The sequence below is a fragment of the Mycolicibacterium arcueilense genome (assembly GCF_058536225.1).
Map to the genome: position 1 here is coordinate 52,947 of NZ_JBZTYL010000009.1, position 21,678 is coordinate 74,624.

General features: G+C 66.1%; 21 protein-coding genes and 1 pseudogene. 10 read left to right on the forward strand and 12 right to left on the reverse strand.

What is annotated here, in order from left to right; translation table 11 throughout:
* Positions 1-72: 72 nt before the first annotated feature.
* Together AC4LGL_RS14840 and AC4LGL_RS14845 are read left to right on the forward strand one after the other, a co-directional pair.
* Positions 73-507: a pyridoxamine 5'-phosphate oxidase family protein gene (locus AC4LGL_RS14840; RefSeq protein WP_055116705.1), complete on the forward strand. Its 435-nt coding sequence runs from the start codon at positions 73-75 to the stop codon at positions 505-507.
* A 42-nt stretch (positions 508-549) separates the two neighbouring features.
* Positions 550-2,274, forward strand: coding sequence for a GAF domain-containing sensor histidine kinase (locus tag AC4LGL_RS14845; protein ID WP_491839419.1), 1,725 nt, complete (start codon positions 550-552; stop codon positions 2,272-2,274).
* Positions 2,275-2,335: 61 nt separating this feature from the next.
* On the opposite strand, the gene AC4LGL_RS14850 is transcribed toward AC4LGL_RS14845, so the two are convergent.
* Together AC4LGL_RS14850 and glpX are read right to left on the reverse strand one after the other, a co-directional pair.
* The gene (locus tag AC4LGL_RS14850; RefSeq protein WP_491839420.1) at positions 2,336-3,751 is read right to left on the reverse strand and encodes a class II fumarate hydratase; all 1,416 of its coding nucleotides are present in this window, start codon (positions 3,749-3,751) and stop codon (positions 2,336-2,338) included.
* Between the two features lie 18 nt (positions 3,752-3,769).
* The gene (gene glpX / locus AC4LGL_RS14855; protein ID WP_166906048.1) at positions 3,770-4,798 is read right to left on the reverse strand and encodes a class II fructose-bisphosphatase; all 1,029 of its coding nucleotides are present in this window, start codon (positions 4,796-4,798) and stop codon (positions 3,770-3,772) included.
* 55 nt (positions 4,799-4,853) lie between these two features.
* Between glpX and AC4LGL_RS14860 the strand changes: the two genes are divergently transcribed.
* Entirely contained in the window at positions 4,854-5,492 is a 639-nt protein-coding gene (locus AC4LGL_RS14860) for a DUF4245 domain-containing protein (protein WP_491839421.1), read from the forward strand.
* Between the two features lie 11 nt (positions 5,493-5,503).
* On the forward strand, positions 5,504-6,316 hold the full coding sequence (locus AC4LGL_RS14865; RefSeq protein WP_491839422.1) for a dienelactone hydrolase family protein: 813 nt from the start codon (positions 5,504-5,506) through the stop codon (positions 6,314-6,316).
* On the opposite strand, the gene AC4LGL_RS14870 is transcribed toward AC4LGL_RS14865, so the two are convergent.
* From AC4LGL_RS14870 to AC4LGL_RS14885, 4 genes are all read right to left on the reverse strand, one after another.
* Entirely contained in the window at positions 6,294-7,505 is a 1,212-nt protein-coding gene (locus AC4LGL_RS14870) for an AI-2E family transporter (RefSeq protein WP_491839423.1), read from the reverse strand. The two genes, AC4LGL_RS14865 and AC4LGL_RS14870, sit on opposite strands and share 23 nt — an antisense overlap.
* 64 nt (positions 7,506-7,569) lie before the next feature.
* The gene (locus AC4LGL_RS14875; protein WP_491839424.1) at positions 7,570-8,415 is read right to left on the reverse strand and encodes an SDR family NAD(P)-dependent oxidoreductase; all 846 of its coding nucleotides are present in this window, start codon (positions 8,413-8,415) and stop codon (positions 7,570-7,572) included.
* Entirely contained in the window at positions 8,412-9,185 is a 774-nt protein-coding gene (locus tag AC4LGL_RS14880) for an SDR family NAD(P)-dependent oxidoreductase (RefSeq protein ID WP_491839425.1), read from the reverse strand. The genes AC4LGL_RS14875 and AC4LGL_RS14880 overlap by 4 nt, the downstream gene beginning before the upstream one ends.
* The gene (locus AC4LGL_RS14885; RefSeq protein ID WP_491839426.1) at positions 9,182-10,273 is read right to left on the reverse strand and encodes a cholesterol dehydrogenase/isomerase; all 1,092 of its coding nucleotides are present in this window, start codon (positions 10,271-10,273) and stop codon (positions 9,182-9,184) included. Before AC4LGL_RS14885 ends, AC4LGL_RS14880 begins: the two co-directional genes overlap by 4 nt.
* A gap of 397 nt (positions 10,274-10,670) precedes the next feature.
* On the opposite strand from AC4LGL_RS14885, the gene AC4LGL_RS14890 reads away from it, so the two are divergent.
* Positions 10,671-10,946 carry a hypothetical protein gene (locus AC4LGL_RS14890; protein WP_236732109.1) on the forward strand — a complete coding sequence of 92 codons (276 nt, stop codon included), beginning with the start codon at positions 10,671-10,673 and terminating at the stop codon, positions 10,944-10,946.
* Positions 10,947-10,958: 12 nt separating this feature from the next.
* Here AC4LGL_RS14890 and AC4LGL_RS14895 read toward each other — a convergent pair whose 3' ends face one another.
* Positions 10,959-12,158 carry a cytochrome P450 gene (locus tag AC4LGL_RS14895; protein ID WP_491839427.1) on the reverse strand — a complete coding sequence of 400 codons (1,200 nt, stop codon included), beginning with the start codon at positions 12,156-12,158 and terminating at the stop codon, positions 10,959-10,961.
* Between the two features lie 165 nt (positions 12,159-12,323).
* On the opposite strand from AC4LGL_RS14895, the gene AC4LGL_RS14900 reads away from it, so the two are divergent.
* On the forward strand, positions 12,324-12,878 hold the full coding sequence (locus tag AC4LGL_RS14900; RefSeq protein WP_491839428.1) for a TetR/AcrR family transcriptional regulator: 555 nt from the start codon (positions 12,324-12,326) through the stop codon (positions 12,876-12,878).
* Here AC4LGL_RS14900 and AC4LGL_RS14905 read toward each other — a convergent pair.
* The 4 genes and pseudogenes from AC4LGL_RS14905 to AC4LGL_RS14920 all read right to left on the reverse strand — a co-directional run.
* Positions 12,875-13,762: pseudogene (locus tag AC4LGL_RS14905) on the reverse strand (formylglycine-generating enzyme family protein); the annotation flags it as partial. The gene AC4LGL_RS14900 and the pseudogene AC4LGL_RS14905 overlap by 4 nt on opposite strands.
* A gap of 75 nt (positions 13,763-13,837) precedes the next feature.
* Positions 13,838-14,731, reverse strand: a complete 894-nt coding sequence (locus AC4LGL_RS14910) for an HAD family hydrolase (RefSeq protein WP_491839429.1) — start codon at positions 14,729-14,731, stop codon at positions 13,838-13,840.
* 4 nt (positions 14,732-14,735) lie between these two features.
* Positions 14,736-16,280 carry an arylsulfatase gene (locus AC4LGL_RS14915; RefSeq protein ID WP_491839430.1) on the reverse strand — a complete coding sequence of 515 codons (1,545 nt, stop codon included), beginning with the start codon at positions 16,278-16,280 and terminating at the stop codon, positions 14,736-14,738.
* A 140-nt stretch (positions 16,281-16,420) separates the two neighbouring features.
* Positions 16,421-17,971, reverse strand: a complete 1,551-nt coding sequence (locus AC4LGL_RS14920; RefSeq protein WP_491839431.1) for an arylsulfatase — start codon at positions 17,969-17,971, stop codon at positions 16,421-16,423.
* A 138-nt stretch (positions 17,972-18,109) separates the two neighbouring features.
* Between AC4LGL_RS14920 and AC4LGL_RS14925 the strand changes: the two genes are divergently transcribed.
* Genes AC4LGL_RS14925 through AC4LGL_RS14940 form a run of 4 tightly spaced genes read left to right on the forward strand, consistent with a single transcriptional unit; the run spans position 18,110 to position 20,530 of the window.
* Positions 18,110-19,201 carry a tellurite resistance/C4-dicarboxylate transporter family protein gene (locus tag AC4LGL_RS14925; RefSeq protein ID WP_491839432.1) on the forward strand — a complete coding sequence of 364 codons (1,092 nt, stop codon included), beginning with the start codon at positions 18,110-18,112 and terminating at the stop codon, positions 19,199-19,201.
* 1 nt (position 19,202) lies between these two features.
* A complete protein-coding gene (locus tag AC4LGL_RS14930; protein WP_491839433.1) occupies positions 19,203-19,478 on the forward strand; it encodes a dsRBD fold-containing protein in 276 nt (91 codons plus the stop codon).
* A gap of 46 nt (positions 19,479-19,524) precedes the next feature.
* On the forward strand, positions 19,525-20,208 hold the full coding sequence (locus tag AC4LGL_RS14935) for an AzlC family ABC transporter permease (RefSeq protein WP_491839434.1): 684 nt from the start codon (positions 19,525-19,527) through the stop codon (positions 20,206-20,208).
* Positions 20,201-20,530 (forward strand): branched-chain amino acid transport AzlD family protein, encoded by a 330-nt coding sequence (locus AC4LGL_RS14940; protein WP_491839435.1) that lies wholly within the window; start codon positions 20,201-20,203, stop codon positions 20,528-20,530. Before AC4LGL_RS14935 ends, AC4LGL_RS14940 begins: the two co-directional genes overlap by 8 nt.
* Positions 20,531-20,549: 19 nt before the next feature.
* Here AC4LGL_RS14940 and AC4LGL_RS14945 read toward each other — a convergent pair whose 3' ends face one another.
* On the reverse strand, positions 20,550-21,644 hold the full coding sequence (locus tag AC4LGL_RS14945) for a 3-beta-hydroxysteroid dehydrogenase (protein ID WP_491839436.1): 1,095 nt from the start codon (positions 21,642-21,644) through the stop codon (positions 20,550-20,552).
* Between the last annotated feature and the right edge of the window lie 34 nt (positions 21,645-21,678).

The window sequence follows — 21,678 nt, forward strand, 5'->3', positions numbered from 1 at the left end:
GGCCTTTGGTCACTGACGGATAGGGCCTTTGCCCATGGCGCCGCGCTCTACACCCGCAATAGCGTCGTCGCTATGGAAACCGGAATATCAACGCGCAGTGAGCCGGTCGAGATTCTGTCCGAGCGTGAGAGTTGGGAGCTGTTGGGCAGTGCGTCGCTCGGCCGCCTCGTCACCGCGGTCGACGACGAGGCGCACGTCTTCCCGGTCAACTTCGTGGTGCAGAACCGAACCATCCTGTTCCGCACCGCGGCGGGGACGAAACTGATCAGTGCGGCGATCAACAACCATGTGGTGTTCGAAGCCGACGACCACAACGCAGCCGAAGGCTGGAGCGTGATCGTGCGCGGCGTGGCACGCACCCTGCGCACCGACGATGAACTCGACGAGGCCGAACGGGCGCAGTTACTGCCATGGACGGCGACGGCGAAGACGCACTATGTCCGGGTCTCACCCGTCCGGGTCACCGGTCGCAGGTTTCGGTTCGGACCTGAGCCGGCCGCGCGGTGACGAGTTGGACGAGCTTGGTGCCCCACGGCCGGTAGTGCCAGCATGGTGGACGTGACTGGGCATGGTGCGCACCCCGACGATGAACAGCGAACTCCACAGTTGCGGGACACCCTCTCGCAGCTGCGACTGCGCGAACTGCTCACCGAGGTCCAGGACCGGGTCGAGCAGATCATCACCGGCCGCGACCGCATCGACGGCCTGGTGGAGGCCATGCTCGCGGTGACCTCGGGCCTGGACCTCGAGGTCACGCTCAGCACCATCGTGCGCACGGCGATCGAGTTGGTCGACGCCCGCTATGGCGCACTGGGCGTACGTGGCGACGACCACGAGCTGACCGAGTTCGTGTATCAGGGCATCGACGACGAAACCCGGGCCGTGATCGGTCATCTGCCCGAGGGGCGTGGCGTGCTCGGCGTGCTGATCGACGATCCGAAACCGATCCGGCTCAACGACATTCACGAACACCCGGCGTCGGTGGGATTTCCGCCCAACCATCCGCCGATGCGGACCTTTCTCGGCGTCCCGGTGCGCATCCGTGACGAGGTGTTCGGCAACCTCTACCTCACCGACAAGACCAACGGGCAGCCGTTCAGCGAGGACGACGAGGTGCTGGTGGAGGCCCTGGCCGCGGCAGCCGGAGTCGCGGTGGAGAATGCCCGGCTCTACCAGCTGTCCCGTGACCGTCAGGCCTGGATCGCGGCCACCCGCGATATCGGGACCGAACTACTCGGCGGCACCGATCCGGCCAGGGTGTTCCGGATGGTGGCCGACGAGGCGCTCAACCTGACCGGTGCCGACCGCATCGTCGTCGCGGTGCCCGGCAGCGAGGTTCCCGCCGATGAGGCCGACACCCTCGTGGTGGCCGCGACGGCAGGGCGTCCGACCACGATCGACTCGATCCCGGTGGGCCCGCACGCAGCGGAGGCGGCGGTGGGTGCGGCGTTCCACGATGGCACGCCGCACCGGCTGGACCGCCTCGAGCTGGACGGCGCGGGTGGCCCGGCGCTGGTGTTGCCGCTGCGTGCCACCGACACCGTGGCGGGCGTGCTGGTGGCCGTGCGGGCCGACGGTGCCCAGAGTTTCACCGCCGAGCAACTGGACATGGCCGCAGCGTTCGCCGACCAGGCCGCGGTGGCCTGGCAACTGGCCAGCTCCCAGCGCAACGTGCGCGAGCTGGAGATCCTGGCCGATCGCGACCGCATCGCCCGGGACCTGCACGACCACGTCATCCAGCGCCTGTTCGCGGTCGGACTGTCCTTGCAGGGCACGATCCCGCGCGCGCATTCTCCGGAGGTGCAGCAGCGGCTCACCGACACCGTCGACGATCTGCAGGCGGTCATCCAGGAGATCCGGACCGCGATCTTCGACCTGCACGGTGCCCACGCCGGTACGACGCGGCTGCGGCAGCGGCTCGACGACGTAATCGCCCAGTTCGCCGACGCGCCGATACACATCAGCACACGGTTCGTCGGCCCACTGTCGGTGGTCGATGCGACCCTGGCCGACCATGCCGAGGCGGTGCTGCGCGAGGCGATCAGCAATGCGGTACGTCACTCGGGGGCAAGTGAACTCGCGGTTCTCGTCGAGGTGGCCGACGACCTGTCCATCGAGGTGTCGGACAACGGCTGCGGGATCGCCGCCGAGATCACCGAGAGCGGCCTGGGGAATCTGCGGGCCCGGGCGTTGAGTGCCGACGGCCGGTTCACCATCACCGACGGGCCCGACGGTGGGACCGTGTTGCGTTGGGCCGCACCGCTTCCTGAGTAACGTTCAAACGAAAGCGCCCCGAAACCTGGTGGTCTCGGGGCGCCTCGGCAGAAAGCGAGGGCTACTCGCCTTCCTTCACCTTCGCCATGGCCAGGACATCGAGGCGCTTGTCCAGCTCGGCCTCCGACAGCTTGTCGCCGATCAGGCCGCGGTCGATCACCGTCTGGCGGATGGTCTTCTTCTCCTTGAGCGCCTGCTTGGCGACCTTGGCGGCCTCCTCGTAGCCGATCGCCGAGTTCAGCGGCGTCACGATCGAGGGGGAGGACTCGGCCAGGGTGCGCAGGTGCTCCTCGTTGGCCACCAGGCCGTCGATGCACTTCTCTGCGAACAGCCGAGACACGTTGGACAGCAAGGTGAACGATTCGAGCACGTTGCGCGCCATCATCGGGATGTAGACGTTGAGCTCGAAGGCACCGGACAGGCCGCCGACGGTGACGGCGGCGTCGTTGCCGATGACCTGCGCGGCCACCTGGGTAACCGCCTCGGGCAGAACCGGATTGACCTTGCCCGGCATGATCGAGCTACCCGGCTGCAGGTCCGGCAGCTGGATCTCGCCCAGGCCGGTCAGCGGGCCGGACCCCATCCAGCGCACGTCGTTGGCGATCTTGGTCAGCGAGGCGGCGATGGTCTTGAGGGCACCCGATGCCTCGACCAGCCCGTCGCGGGCCGCCTGGGCCTCGAACGAGTCGGCGGCGGTACGCAATTCGGCCAGGCCGGTCTGGTTCACCAGCACCTCGACCACCTTGGGGCCGAAGCCGTCGGGGGCGTTGAGCCCGGTGCCCACGGCGGTGCCGCCGATGGCGAGCTCACCGAGGCGGGGCAGCGTGGCCTTGACCCGCTCGATACCGGCCTCGATCTGGCGGGCGTAGCCACCGAACTCCTGGCCCAGGGTGACGGGCACCGCGTCCATCAGGTGGGTCCGGCCCGACTTGACCACGGTCTTCCACTGCCTGGCCTTGGCGGCCAGCGACTCGTGGAGCACCTCGAGCGCCGGAATCAGATGGCGCACAGCGGCTTCGGTAGCCGCAATGTGGGTGGCCGTCGGGAACGTGTCATTGGAACTCTGCGACATGTTGACGTGATCGTTGGGGTGGACCTCAACCCCGTTGCGGGCGGCGATCGAGGCGATCACCTCGTTGGCGTTCATGTTGGAGCTGGTGCCCGAACCGGTCTGGAACACGTCGATCGGGAACTGGTCGTCGTGCAGGCCGTCGGCGATCTCGCCGGCCGCGGCGATGATGGCGTCGGCCTTGTCGGCGGCGAGCAGGCCCAGGTCCTTGTTGACCTGCGCGCAGGCCGCCTTCAGCAGGCCCAGCGCGCGGATCTGGGTGCGCTCCAGCCCGCGGAAGGAGATCGGGAAGTTCTCCACGGCGCGCTGGGTCTGCGCCCGCCACAGGGCGTTGACCGGCACCCGGACCTCGCCCATGGTGTCGTGCTCGATGCGGTACTCGACAGCTCCGTCGGTATCGGTGCTCATGTTGCCCTTTCTGGCGAGTTACGGGAGCGGGTAGGCGGCGGTCTTGTCGCCGGTGAAGTCGATGGCGGAATATTCGTTGAGTTTGGTCAGCCGGTGGTAGGCCTCGATCATGCGGACGGTGCCGGACTTGGACCGCATCACGATGGACTGGGTGGTGCACCCGCCCGGGTAGTACTGCACGCCCTTGAGTAGGTCACCGTCGGTGACGCCGGTGGCGCAGAAGAAGACGTTGTCACCCGAGACCAGGTCGTCGGTCGACAGCACCTGGTCCAGGTCGTAGCCGGCGTCGAGTGCCTTCTGTCGTTCGGCGTCGTCGGTGGGGGCCAGCTGGGCCTGGATCGCGCCGCCCATGCAACGGATCGCCGCCGCGGCGATGATGCCTTCGGGGGTGCCGCCGATGCCGGCCAGGATGTCGGTGCCGGAGTTGGGGCGGCAGGCCGAGATGGCGCCTGCGACGTCGCCGTCGGTGATCAGCCGGATGCGCGCACCGGCGGCGCGGGCATCCTCGATCAGCTGGGCGTGGCGCGGCCGGTCCAGGATGCACACGGTCAGATCGCTCACCGAGGCGCCGCGCACCTTGGCCACCCGCCGGATGTTCTCGCCGATGGGAGCGGTGATGTCGATGGCGTCGGCGCACTCGGGGCCGACGGCGATCTTGTTCATGTAGAACACCGCGGACGGGTCGAACATCGCACCGCGCTCGGCGACGGCGAGCACCGAGATGGCGTTGGGCATGCCCTTGCTCATCAGCGTGGTGCCGTCGACCGGGTCGACGGCGAAGTCGCACTCCGGCCCGTCGCCGTTGCCGACCTCTTCACCGTTGAAGAGCATCGGGGCTTCGTCTTTCTCGCCCTCGCCGATGACCACGACACCGCGCATCGACACCGAGTTGACCAGCTCACGCATGGCGTCGACAGCGGCCCCGTCGCCGCCTTCCTTGTCGCCGCGGCCTACCCAGCGGCCTGCCGCCATGGCGCCGGCCTCGGTCACCCGGACGAGCTCGAGGGCAAGGTTGCGATCCGGGGCTTCCCCCCGCGTGGGACTCATGGCCCAGATTGTCCCAGAACGTGGTCAGCGTTTGGGAGCTGGGATACTGGCGAGCATGTCCTCCGAGCCGACGTCTCAGCCAACCCCGGTCCCGAAGCCGGAAAAGTCGCGGTTGCTGCAGGACGGCCGGGACATGTTCTGGTCGATGGCGCCGCTGGTGGTGGCCTGCATCGTGCTGGCCGGGATGCTGGGGATGTGCTCGTTTCAGGCGGGTGGGCCCGGGGCCGGTCCGGCCCCCGAATTCGATGCTCCGGCCGCGCTGCAGGCCGACGCCGACACATTGAAGATCCCGATCCGGCTGCCTCAGCTGCCCGAGGGCTGGCAGCCCAACTCCGGCAGTCGCCATGGCATCGACGGCGGCCTGACGTTGCCGGACGGTCAACATGGCCGCGCGGTGTCATCGCGCATCGGCTACCTCGCTCCCAACGGCAAGTACTTGAGTCTGACCCAGAGCAATGCCGACGAGGCCGCCCTGGTGGCCTCGATCAAGCCGGATTCGTATGCGTCCGGCACCCAGGACGTCGACGGGGTGACCTGGGTGGTCTACGAGAGCAGTGACCCGGAACCGGTGTGGACGACGAAGCTGAGCGGACCGGCTCAGGTCGCGATCACCGGCGCCGGTGGTACCGATGAGTACCGTACGCTGGCGAGTGCGACGCAGAAGCAGTCGCCGCTGCCGATCAAGAGGCCGTGACGCACTAACGGATGGAGCCCGTGTTGTCGTCGCCAGTTGCAGATCTCACCGGGTGGACCGCCACCCCCTTCACCGCCGCCGATCAGACCTACGACGTCTACCGCAAGGGCGAAGGCCCCGGCGTGGTCCTGATTCCCGAGATTCCCGGTCTGCATCCCGGCGTGCTCGCGCTGGGCAACCATCTGGTGGACAACGGCTTCACGGTGGCCGCACCGTCACTGTTCGGCACCCCCGGTGCCGCTGCGGTCCGCCCCGGCGCCATCGCGGTCACGGTGAAAGCGTGTGTGACACGGGAGTTTTCGGCATTCGCGACGAACGCCGACCGGCCCGTCGCGCATTACCTCCGGGCGCTGGCCCGCGATCTCAACGCCAGCACCCCGGGTAAGGGAGTCGGCATCATCGGACAGTGCTTCACGGGCGGCTTCGCGCTCGCCGCCGCCGTCGACGACAGCGTGCTGGCGCCGGTGCTGAGCCAACCGTCGGTGCCGGTCGCCCTGACCGCGGCGCAGAAACGCGATCCGGGGATGTCGGAGGCCGAGCTCAAGATCGTCGAACAGCGCGTTGCCAATGACGGACTGTGCGCGCTGGCCCTTCGGTTCAGCCAGGACAAACTGGTGCCGGGGGAGCGGTTCGCCACCCTCAAGGCCCGCCTGGGTGACGCGTTCGAGGTGATCGAGATCAATTCGAAAAAGGGCAATCCCGACGGTCTGTCCGCGTCGGCCCACTCGGTGCTGACCGATCAGGTCCGTGAGGTCGACGGGCATCCCGCGTACGAGGCGCGTAAGCGGGTGGTGGCCTTCCTCACGGAGCGGCTGGCTTCGTAGCGTCTGCTTCGGCTTTTGGATCGGATTCGGCTCGGGGTGCGTCGTGCTTGCCCCCGAGCCGCTTCTGGATCCACTCCCAGATGCGTCGCCACGGCCGCTGACCCGGCTCGTCGGGCTCGGTGGTCTCCAGCTCGACGCCCTTGAAGACTGCCAGGTAGACGCTGACCGTGGTGACGATGATGATCATCAGCACCGGCCCGATCACCAGGCCGAAGAATCCGAACATCGAGATGCCGGCGAACACCGCCAGCAGCATCAGTGCCGGATCCAAGCGGGCGGCCTTGGGCACCAGCCAGGGGCGCAGCACATTGTCGATGTTGGTGACCACCAGTAGGTGGAACACCACCACGAAGATGCCGCCGATGATGTTGCCGAAGAACATCATTCCGATGCCGAACGGAATGGTCACGATGCCGCCACCGAGCGGGATCACCGACAGGGCGGTCAGCAGGATCGCGAAGACGAAGAACCCGTTGTGGAAGCCGGCGATGTAGATCGAGATGGCCCCGGCCACGCCCTGGCAGAACGCGATCACGAACTGTCCCTTGACGGTTCCCTTCACCATGGCCCCGGTCTTGGCCAGGTACAGGTCGGTGATCTCCTCGCCGAGCGGGTTCAGCCGGCGGATCAGCGTGGCCATCTCGGCGTTGTTGACCAGCATCGAGATGAACACGTACAGGAAGATGATCGATGCCGTGATCGCGCCGACCATGCCGCCGACCGCGCCCTGCAGAATGCCGAGCAGCCACTCGCCGAGGTGCTGAGAAAGCTTGACCACCGTGTCGCGCAAGGAATCCGCCGTCAGGTGGATGTCCAGGAACGGTACCCGGCCCAGCAGTGAGTTGACCAGTTGCAGGGTCCGGTCGCCCAGGGTGCTGACATCGGTGTCGGCGATCCAGGTGCTGACCGTGTTGACGAGCTGGGTCACCTGCACGATGGCCATGAAAACCACGAGTGCCACCGGGATGATCACCATGAGGATGGCGACCAGCAGCGTGAGCGTGGCAGAGAGGCCGGTGCCGAATCGGCGCTGAAACCGTTGGTAGAGCGGGGTGAACAGATAAGCGCCGACGGCAGCCATCACGATCAGGACGAAGAAGCCACGCAGGAAGTACGCGCCGAGCAGCACTGCCAGCACCGTGACGACCGCCAGCGCTCGCTTCTGGGTGAGGGTGAACTCGTCTTTCATCGGGTCCCTTCCCGCCGTTGGGCTGACCCTATCGCCACGCTGGCGTGACGGTCGGCATTGAGCGTCACTCTGGCGTGACGCTCGAGCCCTCAGTCGAGCGGTGCGCGGCCTGACTGGCCCGCTGGGAGGCGACGAAGCGCATCGAGAGTCGCTGCATCAGGCCCGGTGCCACCCGCGCGAACAGCCATGAGGCCTGGGCGCGACGGGGTTTGACCAGGATGGCCTTGTTGCGCGCGATCGCACGCAGGGTGTCGGCGGCGAGCCGGTCGGCGTCGTAGGCGGTTTTGACGCCCTGGCCCTGCAGGAAGTAGTCGCGTCCGACGAAGCCGCCGACCGCGCCCTTGTCCAGGATCGGCGTCTCCACCGCCGCCGGGCACACTGCCAGCACGCCCACGCCGTGAGCGGCCGCTTCCGATCGCAGCGCCATCGACAGCCCGACGACGGCGTGCTTGGTCATCACATAACTCGTGAGCTGGCCCGCCGCAGCCAGACCTGCCATCGAGGCGGTGTTGACGATGTGGCCGCGGCCCTGCCGGATCATCTGTGGATACGCCGCGGCGACGCCATGGACGACGCCGCGCACGTTGATGTCGATGATGGCGTTCCACTGGTCCAACGTCAGGAGTTCGGTGTCGCCGCCCCAGACGATGCCTGCGTTGTTGAACATCAGGTCGAGCCGACCGGCCCGGTCCACCACGCCGTCGACCGCGGCCTGCACGGCGGCCGCATCAGTGACGTCCAGACGTGCCGACCGGGCGCCGAGCGGAGCCGCAGTGCGGGCTGCGGCGTCCTCGTCGATGTCGGTGCAGAGCACCTCGGCGCCCGCGCCGGCCAGCGCGCGGCACAGCGCCGCACCGATTCCGGATCCGGCGCCGGTGACCAGCGCCTGCTTGCCGGCCAGAGAGGTCACGCCTGGGCCAGCTTCATGACGTGTCCGAGGATGTCCGGGTAGCGCTTGAGGTGCGCGCCGCCGTTGAGATCGAGTACTTCGCCGGTCAGCCACGACGCCTGCGGTGAACACAGGAACACCACGGCGGCCGCGATGTCCTCGGGGGTTCCGCTGCGGCCCAGTGCGGTGTTCTCGACGTACTCCTCGACGACGCCGGGGATCATCGCCGCGGGATCGGTCAGCGGCGTCTTCACAAATCCCGGCGCGATCGCGTTGACCCGGATGCCGCGTGGTCCCATTTCCAGCGCGGCCACCTGCGTCAGCATCGACAATCCGGCCTTGGCCGCGCAGTAGGCGCTCATGCCGGCCGCGGGCTGGCGCCCGTTCAGCGATGAAATCGACACCAGGACACCACCTTCGGGCAGGTTACGGCCGGCGTGCTTGGCGACGATGAACCCGCCGTTGAGGCAGACGTCGACGACCGAGCGGAAGTCCTCGGCTGCCAGGTCGGTGATCAGCCCGACGTTGCTGAATCCCGCGCAGTTGAGCACGATGTCAATAGATCCGGCCCGGGTAACGTCGGCGAACAGCTTCTCCACCGAGCTCTCGTCGGTGACGTCGGCGTAGTGGCTCGTGTGCGGCGCGCCGAGTTGAGTGGCCCGGGCTGCGGCTCCGTCAGCGTCACGGTCGGCCACCACGATGCGGCAGCCGTCGGCGGCCAGGGCCTGGGTGCTGGCCCAGCCGATCCCCGATGCTCCGCCGATGACGATCGCGACGCGTTCCGTGGTCATGCTTGACTCCCGTCTGTGCGCTCGTCGGGGCGATGATCGCCCCACTTCTTGTCGATGGCGTTCCAGGGGTCGGCCAATGTGCCCGGATAGTCCTTGTACGCGGACTTCGACCGCAGGAACGCGCGGATCAGGGGAGCGGCCAGGCCAATCGGAAAACGCTTCAGGCCGGCATTCGCCCTGGTGTCGGCGAGTAGCTGCGGCCACGAGTGATGCTGGAATCCGAGCGCCTCCTGCGAACGGCTGGTGTCCATCCAGTCGGTGGCGAACCAGGCGGCGTCATCGTCGGGATTGCCGGGACGGCCGATCGGCAGGCCACCCTTGATTCCCATCGCGGCAGCCGCCTGCGAACCGACCGCGGACTGGATGTGCCGGTGCGTCTCGGCGTCGCCGCCGATCAGCAGCACCTCGTGGTTGGCGGTCTCGGTCGGGACTGTGGTGGCCGCGACGAAGGCGGCCGCGACATCGCGCACATCGACGGTCTGCAGTCGCCCGTCGGCGGGCAGCACGCTCTCGAACGAGATGAGGTCGACGTCGATGCCGAGGCTGAACTCGGAGCTCATGACCCCACCGAGACGCAGGATCAGCCAGTCCAACTTCGAGGCCCGGACCAGGGCCTCGGCCTCCACCTTGTGCGCGCCGTAGATGTCGGACGGGTTTACCGGGGTGTCGGGGGTCAGCACATCGTCGATGTGGTGCGGATTGCGGGCGCCGTAGACCGCGATGCTTGAGGCCTGGACGAATCGGGGCGGGGTCGGCTGGGCCTGGGCGGCCCGCAGCAGCGATGCGGTGGCCTCGACGTTCACCTTGCGGGCCAGCCCGCGACGCATGTAGCAGAACGGCGGGATGATGGCGGCGAGGTGGATGATCGCCGCCGGCGCGACCGCCGCCACCAGTGCGTCGACGGCCGCGGCGTCGGTCAGATCGGCCCAGCGCACGTCGACAGATGAGGGGAGCGCGGCGGCAGCCTTACGGTTCGCCGGCACGTCGAGATCGGTCGCGACCATCGTGCGTCCGCCGGCGGCCAGCGTCTTCACCACGGCTGAGCCCACCAAACCGAACGCGCCGGTAACCAAAACAGCGTCGGACATAGGCCTCCTCGCTAGAACGTGTTGCAACACTAGCGAACGCAGGTGTGGTGTGTGTCACCGCGATCCGGAACTCCATCGCGCGTTCACCGGCAGGCGTTCGCCCGGGGTTGCTCAGCAACCGGTGACCCTCCGTTGTGCTGGGAGAGCGCGAGGTCGGCGAATGTTGCTGCCGTTGCCTCAAAAGCATCGGCCAGTGGCACTTTGCGACGTTAAGTGTGACCGGAGACACGCTGGCCATCTCAGTGTGACGCATTTGCCCGAACGGTCGTCGTCGCCGGATTTGGAAATTTGCCCGAGGGGTATGCAAGGTGTGGCTGTACGTATCGACGAAAGTGAGCCAATCGCAGGCGTTTGTGATGTACTCGGTTGCACGCGTCAGTAATTGGGGAGGTGTGGGATGTCCGAAGATGTCGTGACGGGGGTTAACGACAGCGACTCTGGCGAAATTGCCGAAGAGGTTGCTGTGGGTTCCTCGGTGGTCGTTTATCCGGGAACTGACGACGAATTGCACGGCACCGTCGTCGAAGATTTCGCCGACTTGGCCGGGACCGCGGTTGAGGTCGCCGGCGAGCGAATTGTCGAACCGGCGCGCCGGTGGGCAGTCAACCTCGACGACGGCGGTCTGGTGTTCGTCGACGACGACAGCATTGCGCTCGCCGCGCAGGCTGCCTGAGTTCCAGGCAGTTCACCGCAGGCTCAGCGGAAGCTGACGTAACCGCCGCACCAACAGGCTGGGTTGCCATTCGGCAGCCCCGGCTGGACTGATGGTGTCGGTGATGCCGAGCAGAGCCGAGATCACGATGCGGGCTTCGAGACGGGCCAGTGCGGCCCCGAGACAGAAGTGCCCGCCCTTGCCGAATGCCAAGTGAGTCTTGATATTCGGCCTATCCAGCCGGAATTCGTTCGGAACGTCGAACACCGCCTCATCCCGGTTGGCTGCACCCCACAGCAGCAGTAGGTGGCTGTCCGCCGGCAGCGTTACGCCCGCCAGTTCGGCATCGGCCAGTACATGCCGGTAGTGGCCGCGGAACGGGGATTCGAACCGCAACACCTCCTCCAGGAACGGCGCGATCATCGCAGTATCCTGGCGCAATTTCCCTGCCAGTTCGGGCTGACGGCTCAGTATCCCGACGGCGCTGCCGATCAACGACGCCGTCGATTCGCCTCCCGCGCCCACCAGTTGGATCAGCATGAACACCGCCGTGTCGCGGGACACGCGCTCGGCCGCACAGTAGGTCGCCAGGTCGCCCAGCAGATTCTCGCCTGGATTTGCCGATGCTTCGTCAAACCGTTCGGTCAGGTAGCCGCCGAGTTCGACGGCTGCGATCCCCGATGCGGTCAGCTGCTCGGCGTCGACGAGCCCGTCCAGGAGTTGGGTGCTGGCATAGGCCCACGCCACGAGTCGGTCCACGTCTTCGGCCGGCAAGCCCAGCAGTTGCGCGACGACCACCATGGGCAGCCGGTCTGCCACGGCCGACATCCACTCGAACTCCCCGGCGGCCTCGGTGAGCAGGTCCGCAGCCGTGGCCGCGATGAAGGGCGCGAGCTCCGAGATCCGCCTGGCCGCCATCCGTGGCAGCACCAATTTGCGGTGGGCGGCATGAGCCGGATCGTCTGCGGTGGCCAGTACGTGGATGGGACCGCCCGGCTCGCCCATGCCGAAGGCGCTGACGGTGCCGTCGGCCTGGGACCACATGGTGGCGGTGAGGTTCGACGAGAAGTCGTGCGTGCGGGCGGTGGCCTCGAGGACGGCGTCGAACGAGCTCACCACGAAGAACGGTGAATCGCCGACCTGTGCCACCGGTGCGTGTGCCCGTAGGCGGTCATAGAGCGGATACGGATCCTGCAGGCAAGCGGGCTCGAACAGTTCGTGTGCCAGGAGCATTTGGCCAGGTTGGCTGGCTGTTCGAGGCCCGTCAACGATGCCGGCACATGTTGATATTCGCCGCCGGGTTGCCGGTTGCGGGGGCGTCTCAATCGCGGGCGGTGATCTGCGCTTCTCGTGAGATCTTCGAGGCATTTTGTCGCATCATGCGATAAATTGGGCATCATGTCTCCCAGGCGTGAAGACTGGTTGGTCGGGGGCGACCGACGTGTCGAGGCTGCCGAACGGATCTATGCCGCCGCGGCCGAGATGGCTGCCCGCGACGGACTGGATGCTCTGGATATCGATGCGTTGGCGGCGCGGGTCCACTGCTCACGCGCGACGGTGTACCGGCATGCCGGGGGTAAGACGCAGATTCGCGACGCCGTGCTGGCCAGGTTGGCCGTATCGATCGTGGGGGAGGTGCGTCGTGCAGTCGACGGCCTGACCGGAGCGGAACGGGTGTTGGTCGCCGTTACCGTTGCGCTGCAACGCATCCGGGCCGACCCAATGTTCGGCCTGCTGCTCAGCTCACTGCGGAGCGAGGGAGGAATGGCGGACCTGGCGCAATCGCCGGTCCTTGCCGCATTCGCCACCGAACTGACCGGACTCGGCGAGGACGACCCGGCGGCCGCGGCGTGGATCGTGCGGCTGGTGTTGTCGTTGTTGGTCTGGCCGGGAGCCGACGAGGCGGCCGAGCAAGAGATGTTGAGGCGCTTCGTGGCGCCGGCGTTCGGCTAGGGCGCTTTGACGCACCGAAAACCGATGTGGCTCATGCCGGTATCCACCATCTGGGGTCGCCGGGCGGCCGGCCGGTAGCGCATGCAGTAGCTGTCGGCGCACAGGAATGAGCCCCCCTTGATCACCTTGCGCCCGATCTGGAACTGGGGCTGGTCAGGGTCATAGGTATCTGCGGCGCAGCACGGCGTGGTGGCCCGGTCCGCGCCGTACCAGTCGCTGGTCCACTCCCAGACGTTGCCTGCCATGTCGAACAGGCCGTAGCCGTTGGGCTCGAAGCTTCCGACCGGTTTCGTTGTGCCATAACCGGTGTCGGGTAGGTACGGGAATTCGCCGTGCCAGTAGTTCGCGAGGCGCTGCCCGGGTTGCTCGGGCTGGTCGCCCCACGTGTATGCCGCACCGACGATTCCGCCGCGGGCCGCGGTTTCCCACTCGGCCTCGCTCGGCAGTTCCAGGCCGGCCCAGTCCGCGTAGGCCGCAGCGTCGTCAAAGGCGATGTGCACCACGGGGTGCTGCTCGCGGCCTTTCAGTGACGAGCGTGGTCCGCGTGGGTGGTTCCAGCACGCACCCGGCGTCCATGCCCACCATTGGCTGATGTGTCGCAGATCCACCGGCCCCGCAGTGCGCCGGAACACCATCGAGCCGGGGACGAGGTTCTCGGGTGGGGCACCCGGGAAATCGTCGGGGTTCACCGGACGTTCGGCGACTGTGATGTAGCCGGTGGCCGAAACGAACTGCGCGAATTCGCTATTCGTCACCTGGTGGCGCTGGATCCAAAACCCCGCGGTCGCAACCTCGCGTGCCGGTGCCTCTTCGGGGTAATGCGCGTCGGAGCCGAGGATCGTCGTCTGCGCCGGAACCCACACCAGATCGGCCGATGTCATGCGTCGACTCTGCGGTGAGGGCGAAGGGTACTCGCACTTTCGCGCCCTGGACGCAGAGTCGACGACCTTGGTGCGGAGTCAGTCAAAGACCGTCGTCCAATCTTTGCGCATGCTCGCCACCGTCCAGCCGCGGTCGGCGGCGAGCCCCAGCGCCTTCTCGGCCCCTGCCGTGTAATCGAATTCGCGGTCGGCATCATCGTGGCGCACCACCATGCTCAACGACGGACCCGCGCCGCCGGCGGTGTACTCCAGCATCTGGATATCGCCGTTGGAGTTGCCGACCGCGAAGATCGGCCGACGCCCGATGCGCCCCCAGATCCGCACCGCCTTGACCGGTCCATCGTTCAGGAACTCGGGGGTGGCTGTCGTCCTGAGTTGACCGTCGACGAAATCCAACCCCACCGAACTGCCGATCACGCGCTCAGGCGGGACGCCGTACATCGATACCGTCACCGGACGCATGAAATCGCGGCCGCCACCGGAGACAATGTAGTTGGTGAAGCCGTTGGCCTCCAGGTAACGCAGCAACTCGACCATCGGCAGATAGCCGCACGTGGTGTACGGACGCCCCAGCGTCGGGTGCTGCGCCTCGGCGAAGAACGCCTTGATCCGGTCGGCGTGGTCCTCGACAGTCAGTCCGGCATAGGCCGAAAGTATGCCGCCGGCAAGGATTTTGAGAGCAGAGTCATCGCCGTTGTAGTGCTTGGTGACGGCATCGCCGAACCAGGCCAGGTCGCCGGCAGCCGCAGCCTGGTACGGCTGTGTGGCTGCCAGCGCCGGGTCGGCCGCGGCTTGCTCGGCCAGTCGGCGCACCAGGAAGTCCAGCTGGATGTACGCCGGCTTCTCACACCACAGCGTGCCGTCGTTGTCGAACACGGCGACGCGCTCCTCAGGAGCCACCTGCTCGGTGACGCGCCCCACGAAGTCGACGATCGCCGACTTCGTGGGCCCGTCGTTCCAGGATTTCAACACCTGGTCAGCCGCCCATGCGTTCGAGGAAGTTGTGGAGTTGATCGACTGCGTTGCTGATGGTGAACGAGGCCGGTTCGCGGCGCGGTGGGAATTCCTTGAAGGTCTCTAGGAACTGGGTGACCAATGCGTTGGCCATGAGGGCGAGGTAGTCGTGTTCGAACCACCAATCCCAATAGGTGTTGGAGGTGATGTCGGCGCGCTCGTAGGGGTCGGTGCGCAGGTTGTACAGCTTCGGCGCGCGCAGGACAGTGAACGGTTCGAACCAGATCTGCAGCGTGCCCTGGCAGCGCTGCTCCATGAACACCACTTTCCAGTTGTCGATGCGCACCCCGAGTACGTCGCAGTCGTCGGAGAAGTAGATCAACCCGCGGCGAGGGCTCTTGTCGACCTCGCCAGTGAGGTACGGCAACAAGTTGAAGCCGTCGATGTGAACCTTGTACTTTGTGTCCCCGGCCTTGTAGCCCTTCTTGAGCTTCTCGACGATGTCGGCGTCGCCGGCCGCGGCCAGGAAGGTCGGCAGCCAGTCGTGATGCTGGACGATCTCGTTGGAGACGCTGCCGGCTTCGATCTTGCCGGGCCAGCGGATCAGCTCCGGGATGCGAAACGCGCCTTCCCAGTTGGTGTTCTTCTCACTGCGGAACGGCGTGGTCGCACCATCGGGCCAGGTATTGGCGTGCGGACCGTTGTCAGTCGAGTAGATGACGATGGTGTCCTCGGCCAGGCCCAACTCGTCGAGCGCATCCAGCAGCTGACCGACATTGCGGTCGTGGTCGACCATCGTGTCGTGGTAACCGGACTGCCAGCGCCCGGCCTGTCCCACGCTTTCGGGCTTGGTGTGGGTGCGGAAATGCATGTGGGTGGTGTTCATCCAGACGAAGAACGGCTTGTCCGCTTCCTTCTGGCGTTTGATGAAATTGATGCAGGCCTCGGTGGTTTCGTCGTCGATGGTCTCCATGCGTTTCTTGGACAGCGGTCCGGTGTCCTCGATGCGTTGCTTGCCTACCGGGCCGAAGCGGTCGTCGACCTCGTCGGATTCCTCCTCGGTCGCCCAGGAATGGACCACCCCGCGAGGCAGCATCTTCCTGCGCAAATTGGGGGCCTCTTCTTCGGTCGGGTAGTCGGGGTGCTCCGGCTCCTCTTCGGCGTTGAGGTGGTACAGGTTGCCGAAGAACTCGTCGAAGCCGTGATTGGTCGGCAGATACTGGTTGAGGTCACCGAGATGGTTCTTGCCGAACTGACCGGTGGCGTAGCCGAGCGGTTTCAGCAGCGATGCGATCGTTGGGTCTTCGGGGGACATTCCGACGTCCACTCCGGGCATGCCGACCTTGGACAGGCCTGTGCGATACACACTTTGGCCGGTGATGAATGACGATCGGCCGGCCGTACAGCTCTGCTCGCCGTAGGAATCGGTGAACAGCATGCCTTCTTTGGCGATGCGGTCGATGTTGGGTGTTCGATAGCCCATCAGTCCCATGCTGTAGCAGGACAGATTGCTGATCCCGATGTCGTCGCCCCAGATGACCAGGATGTTGGGTTGGTTGTTCGGCATGTGCCAGGCCTCGCTTTCGTATCGGATGCTGTTGTCGCGCCTGCTACCTGTCCCCTCGACCCAGTCCTGACGTTATGTGCCCACAGCGCATCGGAGGACGGACTTGCCCGTCTCTCAGGGAAAACACAACTCCTGCTTGGTCAGTCCTTGGCCAGGAACGCGTGCAGCTTCTCGACCGCGTGGTCGATGCTGAAACTGGCCGGTGGGTGCCGCGGCTTGAACTCCTCGAACGTTTCGAGGAATTTCGTCGCCATCGCCGTCGCGTAGAACACGAAGTAGTCGTGGCGCAGCATCCACTCGTAGTACGTGTTCGACGTGATGTCGGCGTACTCGTAGGGGTCGGTGCGCAGGTTGAACAGCTTCGGCACGCGCAAAGGCGTGAACGGTTCGGCCCAGATCCGCAGTGTGCCCTGGCAGCGCTGCTCGGCGAACACGATCTTCCAGTTCTCAAACCGCATCGCCACCAGATCGCCGTCGTCGGAGAAGTAGAAGAACCCGCGTCGAGGGCTCTCCTCGACCTCGCCGGTCAGGTACGGCAACAGGTTGTACCCGTCGACGTGGACCTTGTACTCAGTCTCGCCGTCGGCCCCGGCTTTGTGCCCCTTCTTCAGCTTCTCGCTGATGTCGGGGTCACCCGCGGCCGCGAGCAGGGTGGGCAGCCAGTCGTGGTGCTGGACGATCTCGTTGGAAACCGTGCCCGCCTTGATCTTTCCGGGCCACCGGATCAGCTCCGGCACCCGGAAGGCGCCCTCCCAGTTGGTGTCCTTCTCACTGCGGAACGGGGTGGTGCCGGCATCGGGCCAGGTGTTGCGGTGCGGGCCGTTGTCGGTGGAGTAGATGACGATGGTGTCGTCGGCGATCCCGAGCTCGTCGAGCACGTTGAGCACCGTGCCGACATTACGGTCGTGGTCGATCATCGTGTCGTGGTACGGCGATTGCCACAACCCGGCCTGCCCACGGCTTTCCGGCTTGGTGTGGGTGTAGAGGTGCATGTGGGTGAAGTTGCACCACACGAAGAACGGGTTGCCCTCGCCGTGCTGGCGCTTGATGTAGTCGACGGTCGCATCGGCGATGTCCTCGTCGATGGTTTCCATGCGCTTGGTGTTCAGCGGACCGGTGTCCTCGATGGTCTGCTTTCCGACCGCCCCGTACTTCGGGTCATCGGGTTCGGTCGACACCGTGTCGGTGGCCTTGCACTTCAAGACGCCACGGGGTTTGGCCAGGTTGTACAGCCGCGGGTAGCGGTCCTCGTGCGGATAGTCGAAGTTCTCCGGCTCTTCTTCGGCATTGAGGTGGTACAGGTTGCCGAAGAATTCGTCGAAGCCGTGCACAGTGGGCAGGTACTTGTTGAGGTCACCGAAGTGGTTCTTGCCGAACTGGCCGGTGGCGTAGCCCATCGGTTTGAGCAGCTCGGCGATCGTCGGATCTTCGGCGGCCCAGCCGATGTCGGCTCCGGGTATGCCGACCTTGCTCATTCCGGTGCGGTAGACGCTTTGTCCACTGATGAAGGCCGCCCTACCGGCGGTGCAACTTTGCTCACCGTAGGAGTCGGTGAATCGCATGCCCTCATTGGCAAGGCGGTCGATGTTCGGTGTGCGGTAGCCCATCAGCCCGTCGCTGTAGCAACTGAGGTTGCTGATGCCGATGTCGTCGCCCCAGATCACGAGAATGTTCGGCTTGCCGTTCGGCATGTTGGCTCCTCGCCTCGACAGATCCACCCCGACCCGATTCCGACCTTAGGCGCTCTGTGGCGTGCTCGCCGCGGCTTCGTCCGCCTGTCGCCGGATATTTACGCATTCGTCCCGCGTTGCGGTGGTAAGACCAAAGCCATGAGTGAGCCGACAGTCCGCGAGGCAGTGCGCACCCTGCACCCCGGTTACTTCGCGCTCGTCATGGGCACCGGAATCATGTCCATCGCAATGACATACCACCGTGCGCATGCGATTTCGGTGGTGCTGTTGTGGATCGCGGGCATCGCCTACGTGGTCCTGGTGACGCTGACGGTCATCCGTATCGTCGCCTCCCGCCGTGAGTTCATGGCCGACCTGACCGATCCGAGCCGCGGTTTCGCCATGTTCACGTTCGTCGCCGCGACCTGCGTTGTCGGCACCCGATTGGCCGCCGACGGCCATTACGGGTTGGCGTTCACGCTCTTGGCGATCGGCTGGGTCGCCTGGATGGTGCTGGGCTATGTGGTGCCGTGGACAGCGGTTCTCGGTCAAGCCGTCCGGCCGGTGCTGCAGAGCGCCAACGGCACCTGGTTCATCTGGGTGGTGGCCAGCCAGTCCATCGCGGTGCTGGCCGCGGCATTGCAGCCCGAAATAGCCGTGGGCCGTTCGGAATTGGCGTTGCTGGCGGTGTTCTCCTGGTCGGTCGGGATATTTCTCTACGGTGCAGCGGGCATCTTCGTGGCCGTCCGGATGCTGGTGTACCCGCTGCTGCCCACCGATCTCACGCCGCCGTACTGGGTGGCGATGGGTGCCACCGCCATCACCGTGGTGGCCGGAGCCCGGATCGTGGAGATGGCGGATGCACCCATGGTCGCGGCCACGCGCGGCCTGATCGCGGGAACGTCGGTCTTCTTCTGGGCCTTCGGTACCTGGCTCATCCCACCGCTGATCGCGGCCGGTATCTGGCGCCACTGGGTCCATCGCATTCCGTTGCGCTACGACGCCACCCTGTGGAGCGTGGTCTTCCCGCTCGGCATGTACGGCGTCGGTGGCCACTACCTCGGGCAGGCCGATCAGCTGCCGATCGTGGAGCGCATCGGATACATCGAGAGCTGGATCGCGCTGGCGGTGTGGGCGCTGGTATTCGTGGCGATGCTCCGCCACATCGTCCTCACTCTCTGGCTGGATCGCGATGCCAGCTCTGGCGTGGACGCCGTATCCGGCGCACCCTTGGAGGTGGAGGGTGATTGACATGTACGACAAGGATCTGACCAACAAATGGCTCGTCGAGATCGCGTTCTCCGAGGACGAGGTCCACACCCACGCGTCGGCCCGGGCACAGGTGCGCGATGACACCATGTCCACCACCGGGGACGCCTACCGCAACCCGAAAGACCCCGGCGCACCGATGATCGGCGAGGAGATCGCTGCGGCCCGTGCCCTCATCGCCTTGGGCAGCGATCTCCTGCATGCCGCATCGGCACGCATCGAGCAGTCCACGCACCACCCCGTGCATCTGTACCGCTGAACCGGGCTGGCCGGGCGTCCGCACCGGGTGCGGCACACTCTTCGGCATGTCCGACCACTCTTTGCGCGGGGTCATGTCGGTGACCGCGCCGATCGGCCTGGCGTTCATTCCGCTGGGCATGGCTCTGGGGCTGCTGGTGGTCCACGCGGGCCTGGATTGGTGGTGGGCGCCGGCCTTCGCCGCGGTGATCTACGCCGGATCCCTGGAATTCCTGATGGTGGGGCTGGCGGCAACGGCGGCACCTGTGGGCGCGGTCGCACTGACCACGTTCATCGTGAACAGTCGGCACGCGTTCTACGCGCTGTCGTTCCCGCTGGACCGCGTCAAGAGTCCGGTGGGCAAGCTCTACAGCACCTACGCGCTGTCGGATGAGGCGTACGCGGTGGCGGTGAGCCCGGCTGCCGAGCACTGGACGAGTCGGCCGATTCTGATGATGCAGGCGGCGTTGCAGGCGCTCTGGGTCACCGGTGCCGCGCTGGGGGGATTGATCGGTTCGGCGCTGCCGGTCGAACGATTGCAGGGGCTGGATTTCGCCCTGACGGCGCTGTTCGTCGTGCTGGCCATCGATGCGTACCGGCAGCGGCCCGACCGGCTGACCGCATTGACGGCCGTGGGCTGTGCAGTGGTTGCCTGGCTGTTGGTGCCCGGCCAACTGCTCGTCTGCGCGTTCGCCGGCTTCACAGTGGTGCTGCTGGCCCGACTCGGCGTCGAACGGCGCCGCCATGCCTGACGACACCGGTCACATCGCGCTGCTGGTGGCTGTCGCGGCCGGTATCACCTGGGCGTTGCGCGCGCTGCCGTTCGCGGTTCTCGCGCCGATGCGGCACAGCACCGTGGTGCGCTACCTCAGTACGCACATGCCGCTCGGGGTGATGGCCATGCTGGCGATCTATACCTTGCGCGGCCACACCGATGGCAGTATTCGGCAAGTGCTGTGGTTGGGCATCGCGGTGGCTTCGACGGCGGCCCTGCACTGGGTGCGCGGCAGCGCGCTGTTGTCGATCCTGGCCGGTACGACGATCTATGTCGTGCTGATGTCGTTGTGGGCGTGAGGGATTCGCGCGGTCGGGCTCAGCGAGCGACCGCTGCGGCCGGCTCCTTCTTCGCCGACTCCATCTGGCGGAACATGTCGACGTAATAGGGCGTGCACTCTGCCATTGCCTGTTCGGTGGTGAACAACGGCTCGTAGCCCAGGTCGCGCTTGGCCTTCGCGATGGAGAAGTAGTTGTTGAGGTAAAGCCGTTCCACCGCAAGGGGTTCGATCAACGGCTCCGGCAGGGCGAACTTGAAGTGCAGCCACTGCCAGGCCATCATCACCTTGTGCACCAGGCGCCCTGACACATAGAACGTCGGCAGCGGGCGGCCGCACGCCGCGAGGACGGGGCGGGCGAACTCGAACATGTTGATGGGCTCGCCGTCGTTGATGAAGTAGGCCTGGCCGGGTGCGGTGCCGTCGGGGACCAGGTGCTGGCCGGCCAGGATGAACCCGTGGATCAGGTTGTGCACGTAGGAGTTGTCCAGCTTGATGTTCTTGTTGCCGACCAGGACCTTGACGTGTCCGGCGAGCACGTTCTCGAACACTTTGCGGAACATGGTCTGATCGCCGCGGCCCCAGATGCCGCTGGGCCGGATCGCGCAGGTGAGCATGCCGTGCTCGCCGTTCTGTGCCAGCACGAACTTCTCTGCCACGACCTTGGTCTCGGTGTAGAGGTCGTTGAACCGGGCGGTGTACGGCATGGTCTCGTCGCCGTTGACGATGTCTTGTCCGCCCATCACCACGCTGTTGGACGCGGTGTAGACGAAGCGCTTGACGCCGGCCTCCTGGGCCGCGTGTACGAGGTTCTTGGTGCCCTCGACGTTGACGGCGAAGCTGCGCTGCCGGTACTCCTCGGTGACCGAGGCGCCGCCCATCAGGTCGATGATGGCCGCGGTGTGAATGACGGTGTCGATGTCCTTGACGGCCGCGGCCACGGTCTGCTTGTCGCAGATGTCGCCCTCGATGACCTCAAGGCCGGCGTGGTCGGCCAGCGGTGACGGCGCGCGGTCGAAGGAGCGCACCACGTATCCGCGGTCGAGCAGCTCGGTCACCAGATTGGCGCCGACGAAGCCGGAGCCTCCGGTCACCAGGACGCGGCCGAGTTCAGTGGTCAAAGATGCGTCACCCATGACGGGCAGCTTAACTGAAACAGGTTCCAGTTTC